This is a genomic window from Bacillus sp. ZY-1-1, from assembly GCF_003047165.1.
In the GTDB taxonomy this organism is placed as follows: domain Bacteria; phylum Bacillota; class Bacilli; order Bacillales; family Bacillaceae; genus Bacillus; species Bacillus velezensis.
Genome location: NZ_CP027061.1, coordinates 2959052 through 2972310, shown reverse-complemented (window position 1 = coordinate 2972310; position 13259 = coordinate 2959052). Strand labels below are relative to the sequence as shown.

Below are 13259 nucleotides of genomic sequence, written 5' to 3'. Positions count from 1 at the left end.
GGGCGGAAGGGAAGTGGAAAGTCGTGTCTGACCAAAAAAGGGTTCAATGGGCCTCAAAAATAGGATTTATTATGGCCGCTGCCGGTTCGGCGATCGGCCTGGGAGCCATTTGGAAGTTCCCTTACGTAGCGGGTACGAACGGAGGAGGCGCTTTTTTTCTTGTATTCGTCCTCTTTACCGTGCTTTTAGGCTATCCGCTTTTGCTCGGTGAATTTATTTTCGGAAGACGGAGCCAGACAAATGCGATTGATGCCTACAAACAAGCCGCGCCGAAGTCGGTATGGCACCTCACGGGTTATGTGGGTGTGGCGGCCTGTTTTTTAGTTTTGTCTTTTTACAGTGTTGTCGGCGGGTGGATTTTGCTTTATGTGTTAAAAGCTGTTACGGGTTCTTTATCCGGGCTCACTCAGGAGCAGTACGGAACGGTTTTCGGGACGGTCATTGAAAATCCGATCCAGACTCTCGCCGCGCAGCTTGTATTTATGATCTTGACAGTGGCGGTCGTCGCAAAAGGCGTGCAGAAAGGGATTGAACGTGTCAGTGCGGTGCTGATGCCGGTTTTATTCGTGCTGTTTCTATTGCTTGTGTTGCGATCAGTCACGCTCGATCATGCCGTTGAGGGGATTAGGTTTTTATTGGTTCCGCACTTTGAAGATTTGACGCCGGAATCCATCCTATATGCTTTAGGACAGGCGTTCTTTACATTAACGCTCGGCGTTTCGGTCATGGTGACATACAGTTCGTATCTGCCGAAAACCCAAAACCTTCCGGGATCGGCAGGTTCCATTGTTGTGATGAATGTGCTCGTCACGCTGTTTGCGGGACTGGCCATTTTTCCGGCGGTTTTTTCGTTCGGATTTAAACCGGATGAAGGGCCTACACTGCTGTTTACCGTACTGCCGGCTGTGTTTGACCGGCTGCCGTTCGGCTCGCTGTTTTTTATCAGCTTTCTGGCGGTCTTTTTCTTTGCCGCGCTGACTTCGGCCTTTTCGATGGTGGAAATTATCGTAGCGACTGTCGGGAAAGGTGATGAAACGAAAAGGAAGAAGCTGTCGTGGACAAGCGGTCTGCTCATTTTCTTAGTCGGAATTCCGTCGTGTTTATCATACGGTGTGCTCGGTGATGTTCATTTGTTCGGAAAAACGTTTTTTGATCTAGCGGATTTCACAGTGAGCAATGTGCTGATTCCGCTCGGCGCTTTATTAATATCAATCTTCATCCCGCTGAAAATACCGAAGCGGGAGCTGTTCGCCGAGATGAAAAGCGGTTCCGCCATCGGCTATCGTTTCTTTCAGGTGTGGTATTTCCTTCTGAAATACCTCGTGCCGCTGGCTATCATCGTCGTATTGCTGCATTTAATCGGCGTTCTTTCATTTTAAAAAAACAGGCCCCCGTAAAAGGGCCTGTTTTTATGTTTAAAAACCGAATTGCAGATTCGTATCAACGGCAACGATCGTATATACACAAACAATGACGAAAAGGTTGAGGATGACACCGAGCAGTCCCGGGCCCGTCCGTCCTTTTTTAATAAACAGCTCAATGATGCCGAACGGCACGGCGGCCATCGCAAACGGCAGCATCTGATAAGAATAGAAAGTCACATTGCTGATGATTGCCACGTTCAAAAGCAGCAGCGACAAAATCGCGGTACCGACTGATATCCAGCCGAAAACATTATGCTCTTTAAAAATTCTTACCAATTCCATAATTCCACCTCACCGATGTTTGCTGCTTTTACTGTTTTATTTTTCAGCAGACGTTCGATTTCTTTTGTCGGCCCCGTCACGACAGAGCCGTATACGTTCATTCCGTGATGTTCAACATAGTCGATTCGGCTGCCAAGATTCATGTCTTTGCGTTTCGATATTGCATGCGCCCATTTTTTATGGCGGGACATAAATTCAAGGGCATTGATAAATTGTTCACGGTCTGTCTGTCCTTGCGTTTCGAAAGAGGACACCATCTTGGAATCTTTCCCGGGAAATCCTAACGGCTCGGCATAAGGACTGTCTTTCAGATTTTTCTCCGTTTCGACCGCGTTCCATAAAAACTTCACATCGTATTTTTTAAAAGTTGAATATACTTGAGAAGAAGGGTAGGCCCGGTCATAAGAAAGATAGACCTCCGCCACGCTTCCTTCAGGCAATTTTTTCAATGTCTGTCCGGCTTTGTCAATCGTGCGTTCCTTTAAGCCGGAAGGATGGGCAAAATAATGCTTTGCCTGTGCCGCGTCTAGATCATAGTAGTTAACGGCAGGCGATTTGACCGTATCTAAAAACATTTCAATCCGTTCTCCGCCGACGGATTTCGTTTTTGTGCCGATCTGCTTTTGCAGCGGAAACTCTGTATTCATTCCAAACAGCTTCACCTGGCTTTTCAGTCCGGAGGTATCGACGAGTACGTTCGGCATGGTGGTCGCCACCGTCACGGCTGCGGTTTCCATTAATTGATTGCCGGTGCTTTCTTTTCCTCCCAAACCGTAATAGAGGTAGCTTCCCAAAGTGCAAAGCGGCAAAATCATCAAGGTGGAGATGACGGCGAGAACTGAAATCCGCAAATACGATTTGCGTTTTCCGTATGACAAAATGGCCTTCTGTTTTTCCGGGCTGATGCCGACGTCCCATTCCCGGTCGTCCTGCATTTCGCTTTCAATCAACTCCTGATAGACTTCAAGCTTTTCCAGCTCTTCTTCAAAGGCGGCCATTTCCCGGTCGCTCATTTCTCCATTTTTGTATTGGTAAAAACGCTTTTTAAATTCTTCATTCATCATTAACACCTCTATTATAAAGTGCTTTCAGCCGCTGTCTGGCACGAAATAAAACACTTTTAAAATTAGCCTCTGAAATATTCATAATATGGGATGCTTCTTTGTAATTCAGTTCTTTTAAATAATACAGTGTTAAGGCCTCCCGATAATTGTCGGGAAGTTCGGACATATACCCTGTCAGCACTTCCTTGATTTCAATCTGATGAGCCGGGCTTTGAACAGCCGTCTGAAAAAGGCTCCCAATTAAGTCATCGGAAATGGTCACTTCCTTTTTATGTTTTCTGACATAATCTATAAACGCATTTCTCGCCACTTGAAAAAGCCATGGCTTTACTTTGCTGTGGTCGTAGGAGTGAATGTGTATGTATGCCCTCATAAAGGTTTCCTGCAGCAAATCTTCAGCGAGATGCTTGTCTTTTGTCATGGAGAGCAGGAACCGGTAAACATCATTCATATACATTTGGTAAATTTCATCGATCGTCACTGCCTTTTCTCCCCTCTATGTTATACACGCATAAGAAAGGTTTAAAGTTGCACGTTCCATGCAAACGGCTTAAATTCATTTTCACCTCATCAAACACCATTTCTCTATAGTACCCAAAATCCGTCATAAAAGATAGAGATCGGCGGAGGAAAAATATATTTATTAGTACCAGGTAATAAAAAATATTGTTATAATAGAGAGAGAACACTTTTGATCATTACAACAAAGGAAGTGCGTTATGTATAAGTTTTGTGCAAATGCCATCAAATTCATTCTTTCTCTGCGCGGAGGAGTCAAAGTATACAATAAAGAGAATCTTCCGTCTGATAAAGGATTCGTTATCGCGTGCACGCATGCGGGCTGGGTGGACGTCCTCACGCTCGGTGTCGGGATATTGCCCCATCAGATTCATTATATGGCGAAAAAAGAGCTGTTTCAGAAAAAGTGGATCGGAAGTTTTTTAAAGAAGATTCACGCGTTTCCGGTTGATCGTGAAAATCCGGGTCCGAGCAGCATTAAAACGCCGATTAAGCTTCTGAAGGAAGGGAAGATTGTCGGGATTTTTCCGAGCGGCACGAGAACTTCTGAAGACGTCCCGCTGAAAAGAGGGGCCGTGACCATCGCCCAAATGGGGAAAGCGCCGCTCGTTCCGGCCGCATATAAAGGGCCGTCTACTGGAAAAGCGCTGTTTAAAAAGGGAAAAATGCGGCTTATCATCGGCGAGCCGATTTTTTTGGAGGACTTTTCCGATCTTGCGCCGAAGGAGAGGCTTGCGGCCATGACAGAAGAGCTGAATGCCAGAATTAAAGAGCTTGAGAAAAAACTTGAACAACTGTAAAACGAAAAAAGCTTGCCGTCTGTATCAGACGCGCAAGCTTTTTTGTTATGCTTCTTTTTGTTCGGCGGTTTCCAGCAGTTCATCAAACGCCAGTTTTTTCACTTCGATATATGCGACGTGGTGGCCGTCAATTTCATTAATGATAAATTCACAGCCTTCTTCGATAATCGAGTCGTATTGTTCGACGTCGTATTTCTGGGTAAGGAACCAGCCGCCGATGGTGTCGACCTCGTCATTTTCCAAATGGATGCCGAGGAGTTCGTTCACTTGATCAATCAGGACCTTGCCGTCAAGCATGTAATGGCCGTCGCCGAGTTTGCGGATTTCATTGATTTCATCGATATCAAATTCATCACGGATTTCCCCGACGATTTCTTCAATAATGTCTTCAACGGTGACAAGCCCCGCGGTTCCGCCGTATTCATCCGACAGAATCGCCATATGAACCCGTTCCTTCTGCATTTTTACAAGCAGATCGTGAATCGGTGCCGACTCAATCACATGGATGATCGGATTGACAAAATCCGTAATCGGCGAGTCGACTGATACTTCGCCGCTGATGCAGGCGGTCAGCACTTCTTTAATGTTAATAACGCCGATAATATTATCTTTGTCACCCTCTTCGACAGGGTACCGGGTATATTTTTCAATCTGAATGATATCCATCATTTCAGAAATTTTGATATCATGCGGCAGACTGACGATTTCCGTACGCGGAATCATGATTTCTTTTGCAAGTCTGTCGTCAAATTCAAAGATTTTGTTCACATATTTAAATTCAGACTGGTTGATTTCACCGCTTTTATAGCTTTCCGATAAAATGATGCGCAGCTCTTCTTCAGAGTGGGCAAGCTCATTTTCAGACACCGTCTCCAGACCGAACGTCTTCGTTAAAAGACGGGCGGAGTTGTTCAGAAGCCAGATAAACGGGAACATGATGCGGTAAAACCAAATGAGCGGTTTCGAAAACAGCATTGAAACGGCTTCCGCTTTCTGGATGGCGACTGTTTTCGGCGCCAATTCTCCCACGACCACGTGTAAGAATGTAATGATCGCGTAGGCGAGAATAAATGAAATAATATGCGATAATGAGCTTGGTACGTTTATCTTTGTGAAAAGCGGGTGAAGCAAGCGTTCAATCGTTGATTCGCCTAAGACACCAAGACCGATGGAAGTCAATGTTATGCCGAGCTGGCACGCCGATAAATACTCATCTAAATGCGTGGTCACTTTTTTGACACCGATTGCGGCTTTATTTCCTTCTGCTATAAGCTGGTCAACCCGTGAGCCTCTGATTCTGATTATCGCAAACTCAGATGCTACGAAAAATGCCGTCAGCGCGATTAAAACCGCGACTAAAATCAAATTCACAATGTCCAATTAGAACCTTCACTCCTTTTGGGAAGATGAAGGTAACACCTCCTGTTAGTAAGATAATGGTTTAACTTAACAGCAGCATAAATGATTGAAGCACTGCAAGCTTTTCAGGAGCCAGCCTTTTTTTCAGCTGGGCGCGCTCCTCTGGTTCAAGCTTTTCAAACCGATTCAAGATCCCGGAGATGTTTTGATTCATGTGATCAATTTCCGATGCCAGATTTCCAACATCGTCAGGCAGGGCTGAAGAGGGAAACTGGTTCTCCAGTCGATCTTTTATATCAGACAGGGCCAATCGCTGCTTTTTACAAGCGACTATAAACTTTAACCGATTAAGTGCAAGTGTATCGTAGTAACGATAGTTCGAACAAGACCTGTCAGGCTTTAAAAGCCCGAGGTTTGTGTAGTAATCCACCGTGCGTTTCGTTACACCGGCAAGCTCTGCTAATTCACTGATGCGATAAGTCTCAGCCCCATCTAAATCCCTCCCCAACCATCACGTTATAGTTATGAGAATAGTTTAATATATGAAGGGGAGTTTGCACAAGTTTATTGTTTTCCGTCTTTCTCCTGAAACGGGGCGGCAGGCTGTCTGAAAAAGCGTTGACTGCGCCATGTAAATCTTTCATAATCATTGTAAATAGAAACGGCAGAAAAAGACAGAAGGGACAGATGACAGTGGCCGGTTTATCAAGGGAAGTGACACAGAACCTGGAGAAAGGTTCATGGATACGCAAACTATTTGATGAAGGCGCTCGGCTGAAAAAAGAGTTCGGCGCCGATAAGGTGTTTGACTTTTCAATAGGAAATCCGGTTGCGGAGCCGCCTGAAACGTTTAAAAAGGCGCTTTGCGAAGCGGCTGAAACAGGACGGCACGGATACATACAAAACCAAGGGCTTCCGGAGGCGAGAGAAAAGGTTGCCCGCTTTTTGTCAGAGCGGTTTCAGACCGAGATTTCCGCCAGGCATACAGTTATGACGGTCGGAGCCGGCGGGGCGCTGAATGTCGCGCTGAAGAGCATTTTAAACCCGGAGGAAGAAGTCATCCTTCTTTCGCCTTATTTTGCGGAATATAAAGCGTATGTTGAAAATTACCGCGGCAGACCCGTCATCTGCCCGCTGACTGACTCATTTGAGATTGATATTGAAGCGGTTAAAGGTGCGATCACACCCCGTACGAAAGGACTGATCGTTAATACGCCGCATAATCCGACGGGGACTGTGCTCAGCCAGAAAAACCTTAACGAATTAGGCGCCTTATTAAAAGAAGCCGAAGAGCGGAACGGCCAAAGCATATTTATTTTATTTGATGAACCGTACAGCCAGCTGATCTACGGAGAAGAGCAGGCGAATCCGTTTCAGGCGTATCACCGCGTGATTTTAGTCAGTTCGTTCAGTAAAGATCTCGGCATTGCGGGGGAAAGGCTCGGGTATATCGCGGCGGACGCCCAAATGCCTGAGGGCGATCTTCTGACGGATGCGTTCGTTTTCTGCAACCGGACGCTCGGCTTTGTGAACGCTCCGGTCATGATGCAGCGCGCCGTGGCGAAAATGGATGATCTTTCGATTGACGCTGAACCTTACAGAAAGCGGAGAGACCTTATGGTGGACATCCTCACAGAAGCCGGCTTCGAATTTGAAATGCCGAAAGGAGGCTTTTTCGTCTTTCCGAAATCACCGATTGAAGACGAGGTGGCGTTCTGTATGCATGCCGCACAGAAATACAGACTATTGATCGTACCCGGCAGCGGATTTGGAAAAAGCGGCTATTTCCGATTATCTTTCAGCGTGCCTTCGGAACAGATCAGACAGTCGCGCGATATTTTCAAAGCACTGTATCAAGATTTTTCTTCATAGCTTCCAATACATAAAGATGGGAGAACGGACAAATGTCGAGGAGAAATAATGGCACATCAGACATCAGCATTACAGGAATCGGAGTCTTAACCGCGGTCGGACAAGGCAAGGAGGCGTTTCTCGATGCGCTCATGGAGGGGCGGCACGCCTTTGATGTGATGAAACGTCCCGGCCGGCAGAAAGGCAGTTCGTTTATCGGCGCGGAGCTTAGCGAATTAACGCCGCCGGACGCGCTGTCGAAGCGCTTGTACCGAAGGGCCGCATTATCAGGAAAGACGGCGCTTATCGCTTTATATGAAGCGTGGCATGACGCTCAATTAGACGGCGCTGATCACAGCCGCACCGGTCTGATCATCGGCGGGTCGAATATGACGCAGCGCGAATTGCTGCAGGCCTTTGAGAAAAACGGTGAAACGCCGCAATTTGTAAATCCGACATACGGGCTTTCTTTTATGGATAGTGATTTGTCGGGGCTTTGTACGGAGCAATTCGGGATAAAAGGGCCGGCCTTTACGGTCGGCGGCGCGTCGGCAAGCGGCCAGGCGGCGGTTATCCAGGCTGCTCAAGGAATCAAAGGAGGCCTGTTTGACCGGTGCATCGTGATCGGGGCGCTGGCCGATCTGTCGTACATGGAGTGTCACGCTCTCCGTTCTTTGGGAGCGATGGGCACTGATACATACGCTGAACGGCCTGAAGCCGCCTGCCGCCCGTTTGACCGGCATACGGACGGGTTTATATTCGGAGAGGCGTGCGGGGCGATTGTGCTGGAGCGCGCTGAATCTGCCGAAGAGAGGGGCGCACGATCGTGGGCCGGCTTAAAGGGCTGGGGGATGGCTTCCGATGCGAACCGCAACCCGAATCCTTCAGCAGAGGGCGAAATGACGGTGATCCGCCAGGCGCTGGAGCGGGCCGGTCTTTCAGCGAAAGAGATCGATTACATCAACCCGCACGGCACCGGTTCGCCGATCGGAGATAAGACTGAATGCCGGGCGCTTTCTGAAAGCGGCCTGTCGCACGCGCGGATTAATGCGACAAAATCGATTACCGGACACGGTCTGAGTGCGGCCGGAACGGTGGAAATCATTGCTGTTCTCTTGCAAATGCGGGAAAACAAGCTTCATCCGATCCGAAACTTAACGGAGCCGATTGACGATTCATTTCAGTGGGTGACCGACGGGCCGAGCGTCCATACCGTACACCATGCGTTAAGCTTAAGCATGGGATTCGGGGGGATTAATACGGCGCTTTGTTTAGAAAATCATTTCCGAAGCAGATAACGGCAGCCTTCTTTTTGAAGGCTGTTTTTATATGATGAAAAATCTGAAAATGATGAAAGAATGGAGTTGTGATACAATAAACTATACAAATGACAATCATGCTTTGACTTAGGAGGTGGCAGGATGGGGCCCTCTGTGTAGTCAATCACCCATTTCGTTCCTCTCGCTTAAGAAAAAACGATGAAATCAGGAGGTGACGTCCTTATCCTTCAATTCGGGATAAGGTGAAATGGACGATATTGACAGTTTGATTTTAATCGGTGTGCTCATTGCGTTAACGGCATTTTTCGTGGCGAGTGAATTTGCGATCGTCAGAGTGAGGAGATCCAGAATCGATCAGCTCATCTCAGAAGGAAACAGACGGGCGGTGCTCGCAAAGCGTATCATTACGGATCTTGATGAGTATTTATCCGCCTCGCAGCTTGGCATTACACTCACATCCATCGGGCTCGGCGTACTGGGAGAGCCTGCATTTGAGCGGATGCTTCATCCTGTGTTTCAAGGTATGGGGCTGCCGGATTCAGCCGAGCATGTGATTGCTTTTGCTGCGGCGTACGGGCTGATTACGTTTTTACATGTCGTCGTCGGTGAGCTTGCGCCTAAAACGGTTGCGATTCAAAAAGCGGAAAAGCTGACGTTATGGATTGCCGGACCGCTTCGGTTATTTTACGTGTTCATGTTCCCGTTTATTTGGGTGCTGAACGGCTCCGCGAGAATTCTGACCGGTTTGGCCGGATTAAAGCCGGCATCTGAGCATGAAGGCTCCCACTCTGAAGAAGAGCTGCGGATCCTGCTGTCAGAAAGTTTAAAAAACGGTGAAATCAATCCGTCTGAATATACATTTGTGAATAAAATTTTTGATTTTGATAATCGGATCGCCAAGGAAATCATGATCCCGAGAAAAGAAATCGCGGCTGTTTCCACTGATATGGACGTGCCGGAAATGCTTGATATGATGCTGAAAGACAAATATACGCGCTGGCCCGTAACGGACGGGGACAAAGACAGTGTCATCGGCATGATCAATACGAAGCATCTCTTTTCAGATCTGCTGTTTATGACAGAAGATGAAAAAGCGGAAGTATCCATCATGTCTTACGTCCGCCCGGTGATTGAAGTCATCGAGACGATCCCGATACACGACCTGCTGATAAAAATGCAGAGAGAACGGATTCATTTGGCGATATTGTCTGATGAATACGGCGGAACGTCCGGTCTTGTGACGACCGAAGACATACTTGAAGAAATCGTCGGCGATATCAGAGACGAATTTGATGAGGACGAACAGCCGCAGATTCAAAAGCTGTCCGAACGCCATTATGTGCTGGACGGAAAGGTTCGGATCGATCAGGTGAATCATCTTCTCGGCGCAGAGATTGAAGAGGAAGTCGACACGATCGGCGGTCTTGTGCTGAAACGGAATATTGACATTTGTGCGGGTGAGTCGATACAAATCGGGGGATACACTGCCCTCATATTAGAAATGGACGGCCGGTTTATTAAACAGCTTGAACTCAAAGAAGAACAGGGCCGCCCGGGCGGTCAGGGGACAATAAACCGCCCGCTGCCCGTGCCGGAAACGGTCATGCTTCATAACGCAACCTTGAGCGAAAAATAAGCTCAAGGTTTTTTTAAATGGATATCATAACAAAGCCGCACCAGAACGCCAAAAGGCTTCCGGCTGCTGAAACAGCGATGTAGAGCAGGCTTTCCTTTATGCGGTTGTTCATCATCAGCTGCACGGCTTCAATACTGAAGGTGGAAAAGGTCGTAAACGCACCGAAAAAGCCCGTCGCGATGATGACGCCGGCAGAAGGATTATCCAGACCCAAGCCGGTGAATATGCCGAGGCCGAAGGAGCCGAGCAGGTTGACCGCAGCCATTCCAAGCGGAATCGGAAAACCTTTTGTTCTTTCTGAAATTGTCTTACCCAGCAGAGACCGTAATACCGCTCCGATACCCGCCGCGATAACCATCAGGACAATCGTCATGGCGTATCATGCCCCCCTTCCGGCTGCGTGAAGGGCAATCCGCCGTCCCAAAAAAATGCCGGCGTATGCAAAGGCAAGACCAGCGAATAAAGTCGCGGCAGCATAACAAAAAGCCGCTGCGGGAGACGATTGCAGCAGAAAAATGGTTTCTTTTGCGAAGGTTGACATCGTCGTGAAACCTCCGCAAAAACCGGTTCCTAAAAAGGCGGTCAAAAGAGGGCGTTTAGCCCGAATGATGAAATAACCCGTAATAAGACCGAGTAAAAGGCTTCCCGCCGCGTTTTCGAGGAAAGTGGCACCCGGGAAAGATCCGCTGTGAATGTGCGCGCTCATTTCAAAGCGGAGCAATGCGCCAAGCGCGCCTCCGATAAAAATTGCGATGTATTGTTTCATATCAGCCATCCTTAGAAATAATATCCGGAAAATCAGTTACAATGCCGTCAACTGCCATCATTTGCAGCTTTTCGGCGGTCTTGTGATTTCTGACCGTCCAGGCAAATACTTTCAGGCCGTGTTTGTGAGCGGTGGAAATCAAGAGCCGATTCAGGCGGGTATATTTAATATTGACATAATTTGCGGCTGATTTGTAAGCGGCCAGCTGGCTTTTTGAAAACATCCCGAAGCTGGGTCTTGCGATAACTGCAGTCGGAACGGACGGATACATGTCGTGAAAGGTCTGAATCGACTTGAGACTGAATGATTGAACGATAGGGTGAATGGAAAAGGTAAACCTGCTTAACAGCTGGCCGACTGCTTTTTCAAGACCGACTTGAGAAACGTGCCCTTTCAGTTCAATTAAAAATCCGATTTCAGAATGATAACGCTTCAGAACCTCTTCGAGCAGGGGAATCCGCTCCCCTTTAAACTCAGCCCCATACCAGCTGCCGGCGTCCAGAGACTGCAGCTTCTTCAGCGTAAAATCTTTTACAAAACCGGAGCCGTTCGTCGTCCGGTCGACTTTGTCATCATGGATGACGACAATCTGGCCGTCTTTTGTGAGCTGGACGTCAAGCTCAATGAAATCAGCGTTCATTTCGGCAGCGATATCAAATGCCGCAAATGTATTTTCGGGCGCGTAACCGGATGCGCCGCGATGAGCGATGGTATACAAGCTTGTCAGCTCCCCTCATGGGCATTTCTGTTATTATATCAGATTCGTATATGCACAGCGATTCAAACTGGTGAATGTGCAAAACAGTATTTTTTTGGAATAAAGATAGTGCTTTTTTCGGTTTACAATCCGCAGTGATGATTTATAATGGCAAAAAGGAGGCGAGATCATGGGAAAAGGGAGATTGAAAGTGGAAGAAAGAATTAAGGCCGAAACCGATGCTGAAATCCAAAAAGCGACTCTCCTGAAACAGACACAATCAAAGAAGAAATAGTGCCTGACCCTGTTGTATCTGGCTGAAAGATGAACGAATGTGTGAAAAACCCCGGCTGTGCTCTGAGGCCGGGGTTTTTCAGGCTGCCTAAAGACATTAAAACAAGCTGATGTCCGAATGTTTTAGTATAATAGATTTTCGACAAGACAAAGGAGCATATGCCATGATGACACAATTTCAGAGCTTTTTTACTCTTGACCATATTTTGCAGATCAGTATCAGCATCGGAATTTTAGCGGCTTTTCTCGTTTTGAGAAAACTGTTTGTCAAATACTTTTTTCAGCTCATTTACAAATTGGCGAACAAGCCGAAAACCGACATATTCAAACAGATTGCCGTAGCGTTTGACAAGCCGGCCAGATGGTTTTTCGTGGCGCTGGGTCTGTTTTTGGCGATTGAGTATTCGCCGTTTTTAGACGGGCAGATGGACATTGTCAAAAAAATGTACCGCTCTTTGATCATAGCGCTGATCGCCTGGGGGCTTTGCAATCTGACATCGGCGTCTTCGTTTTTATTTCATAAAGTCAATCAGCGCTTTGAGCTTGATATGGATGACATTTTGGCGCCGTTTTTATCCAAGGTGCTGCGCTTTGTCATTCTCGCGCTCAGCGTCAGTGTGATCGCGCAGGAATTCAATTATGATGTAAACGGGTTCGTGGCCGGACTCGGACTTGGCGGCTTGGCCTTCGCGCTTGCGGCTAAAGATACGATCAGCAATTTTTTCGGCGGCATTATCATCATTACGGAAAAGCCGTTTACGATCGGCGACTGGGTCGAGACGTCATCTGTGACGGGGGGCGTTGAAGATATCACATTCCGAAGCACAAGGTTCCGCACGGCGCAGGGGGCGCTTGTTACCGTACCCAATTCAACGCTGTCCATGGAAGCCATCACAAACTGGACGAGGATGACGAAGCGCCAGGTCACGTTTTCCGTTCGTGTTTCTTATGCGACGCCGATTGATCGTTTAGAGCGGTGCATCACAAGGCTCAGGGAAATGCTTCGTGAACATGAAGGCGTGCATGATGATACGATTATGGTTAACTTTGACGTGTTTGCGGACAGCTATTACAATCTGTTTTTCAACTTTTACACAAAGACCATCGTCTGGGCGGAAAGCCTGGACGTGCGGCAGGATATCAACCGCCGGATTATTGATATTTTTGCTGAGGAAGGCGTGGAGTTCGCCTATCCGGGCCAGAATGTATTCGTAAAACAGAAGAGCCACGATGATCCGGTTCATGTGAAGGATCATTCCGGAGAAAAAGAACGGGCATAACAGGCGC

The 13259-nt window shown here is 47.5% G+C and carries 15 protein-coding genes; 7 read left to right on the top strand and 8 right to left on the bottom strand.

The window, feature by feature from the left end; translation table 11 throughout:
* Window positions 1-23: 23 nt before the first annotated feature.
* A complete protein-coding gene (locus tag C5I45_RS14755) occupies window positions 24-1379 on the top strand; it encodes a sodium-dependent transporter (RefSeq protein ID WP_014304703.1) in 1356 nt (451 codons plus the stop codon).
* A gap of 36 nt (window positions 1380-1415) precedes the next feature.
* Here C5I45_RS14755 and C5I45_RS14750 read toward each other — a convergent pair whose 3' ends face one another.
* The 3 genes from C5I45_RS14750 to sigM are packed head-to-tail and all read right to left on the bottom strand — an operon-like array spanning window position 1416 to window position 3251.
* Window positions 1416-1706, bottom strand: coding sequence for an anti-sigma-M factor (locus tag C5I45_RS14750; RefSeq protein ID WP_003155315.1), 291 nt, complete (start codon window positions 1704-1706; stop codon window positions 1416-1418).
* Complete coding sequence (locus tag C5I45_RS14745) at window positions 1694-2770, bottom strand: anti-sigma factor (RefSeq protein ID WP_088005355.1); 1077 nt, start codon at window positions 2768-2770, stop codon at window positions 1694-1696. Before C5I45_RS14745 ends, C5I45_RS14750 begins: the two co-directional genes overlap by 13 nt.
* A complete protein-coding gene (sigM, locus tag C5I45_RS14740; protein ID WP_003155312.1) occupies window positions 2760-3251 on the bottom strand; it encodes an RNA polymerase sigma factor SigM in 492 nt (163 codons plus the stop codon). The genes C5I45_RS14745 and sigM overlap by 11 nt, the downstream gene beginning before the upstream one ends.
* Window positions 3252-3489: 238 nt before the next feature.
* Between sigM and C5I45_RS14735 the strand changes: the two genes are divergently transcribed.
* A complete protein-coding gene (locus tag C5I45_RS14735; protein ID WP_003155309.1) occupies window positions 3490-4089 on the top strand; it encodes a lysophospholipid acyltransferase family protein in 600 nt (199 codons plus the stop codon).
* 45 nt (window positions 4090-4134) lie between these two features.
* Here C5I45_RS14735 and C5I45_RS14730 read toward each other — a convergent pair whose 3' ends face one another.
* Both C5I45_RS14730 and C5I45_RS14725 read right to left on the bottom strand, forming a co-directional pair.
* The gene (locus tag C5I45_RS14730; RefSeq protein WP_003155308.1) at window positions 4135-5469 is read right to left on the bottom strand and encodes a hemolysin family protein; all 1335 of its coding nucleotides are present in this window, start codon (window positions 5467-5469) and stop codon (window positions 4135-4137) included.
* 61 nt (window positions 5470-5530) lie between these two features.
* Window positions 5531-5956: a Cu(I)-responsive transcriptional regulator gene (locus C5I45_RS14725; RefSeq protein ID WP_014304704.1), complete on the bottom strand. Its 426-nt coding sequence runs from the start codon at window positions 5954-5956 to the stop codon at window positions 5531-5533.
* Window positions 5957-6135: 179 nt separating this feature from the next.
* Between C5I45_RS14725 and C5I45_RS14720 the strand changes: the two genes are divergently transcribed.
* The 3 genes from C5I45_RS14720 to C5I45_RS14710 all read left to right on the top strand — a co-directional run bounded on the left by C5I45_RS14720 (window position 6136) and on the right by C5I45_RS14710 (window position 10215).
* Complete coding sequence (locus C5I45_RS14720; protein ID WP_003155305.1) at window positions 6136-7320, top strand: pyridoxal phosphate-dependent aminotransferase; 1185 nt, start codon at window positions 6136-6138, stop codon at window positions 7318-7320.
* 32 nt (window positions 7321-7352) lie between these two features.
* Window positions 7353-8597 (top strand): beta-ketoacyl synthase N-terminal-like domain-containing protein, encoded by a 1245-nt coding sequence (locus C5I45_RS14715; RefSeq protein ID WP_025852144.1) that lies wholly within the window; start codon window positions 7353-7355, stop codon window positions 8595-8597.
* A gap of 229 nt (window positions 8598-8826) precedes the next feature.
* Entirely contained in the window at window positions 8827-10215 is a 1389-nt protein-coding gene (locus tag C5I45_RS14710) for a hemolysin family protein (RefSeq protein ID WP_003155303.1), read from the top strand.
* 13 nt (window positions 10216-10228) lie between these two features.
* Here C5I45_RS14710 and crcB read toward each other — a convergent pair whose 3' ends face one another.
* The 3 genes from crcB to C5I45_RS14695 are packed head-to-tail and all read right to left on the bottom strand — an operon-like array spanning window position 10229 to window position 11699.
* Window positions 10229-10588, bottom strand: coding sequence for a fluoride efflux transporter CrcB (gene crcB / locus C5I45_RS14705; RefSeq protein WP_024085072.1), 360 nt, complete (start codon window positions 10586-10588; stop codon window positions 10229-10231).
* 6 nt (window positions 10589-10594) lie between these two features.
* The gene (locus C5I45_RS14700; protein WP_025852141.1) at window positions 10595-10981 is read right to left on the bottom strand and encodes a fluoride efflux transporter FluC; all 387 of its coding nucleotides are present in this window, start codon (window positions 10979-10981) and stop codon (window positions 10595-10597) included.
* A 1-nt stretch (window position 10982) separates the two neighbouring features.
* Complete coding sequence (locus C5I45_RS14695) at window positions 10983-11699, bottom strand: glycerophosphodiester phosphodiesterase (protein ID WP_025852139.1); 717 nt, start codon at window positions 11697-11699, stop codon at window positions 10983-10985.
* A gap of 169 nt (window positions 11700-11868) precedes the next feature.
* On the opposite strand from C5I45_RS14695, the gene C5I45_RS14690 reads away from it, so the two are divergent.
* Together C5I45_RS14690 and C5I45_RS14685 are read left to right on the top strand one after the other, a co-directional pair.
* Window positions 11869-11973, top strand: a complete 105-nt coding sequence (locus tag C5I45_RS14690; protein WP_003155299.1) for a YhdX family protein — start codon at window positions 11869-11871, stop codon at window positions 11971-11973.
* A 163-nt stretch (window positions 11974-12136) separates the two neighbouring features.
* Window positions 12137-13252 (top strand): mechanosensitive ion channel family protein, encoded by a 1116-nt coding sequence (locus C5I45_RS14685; RefSeq protein ID WP_003155296.1) that lies wholly within the window; start codon window positions 12137-12139, stop codon window positions 13250-13252.
* Window positions 13253-13259: the final 7 nt, after the last annotated feature.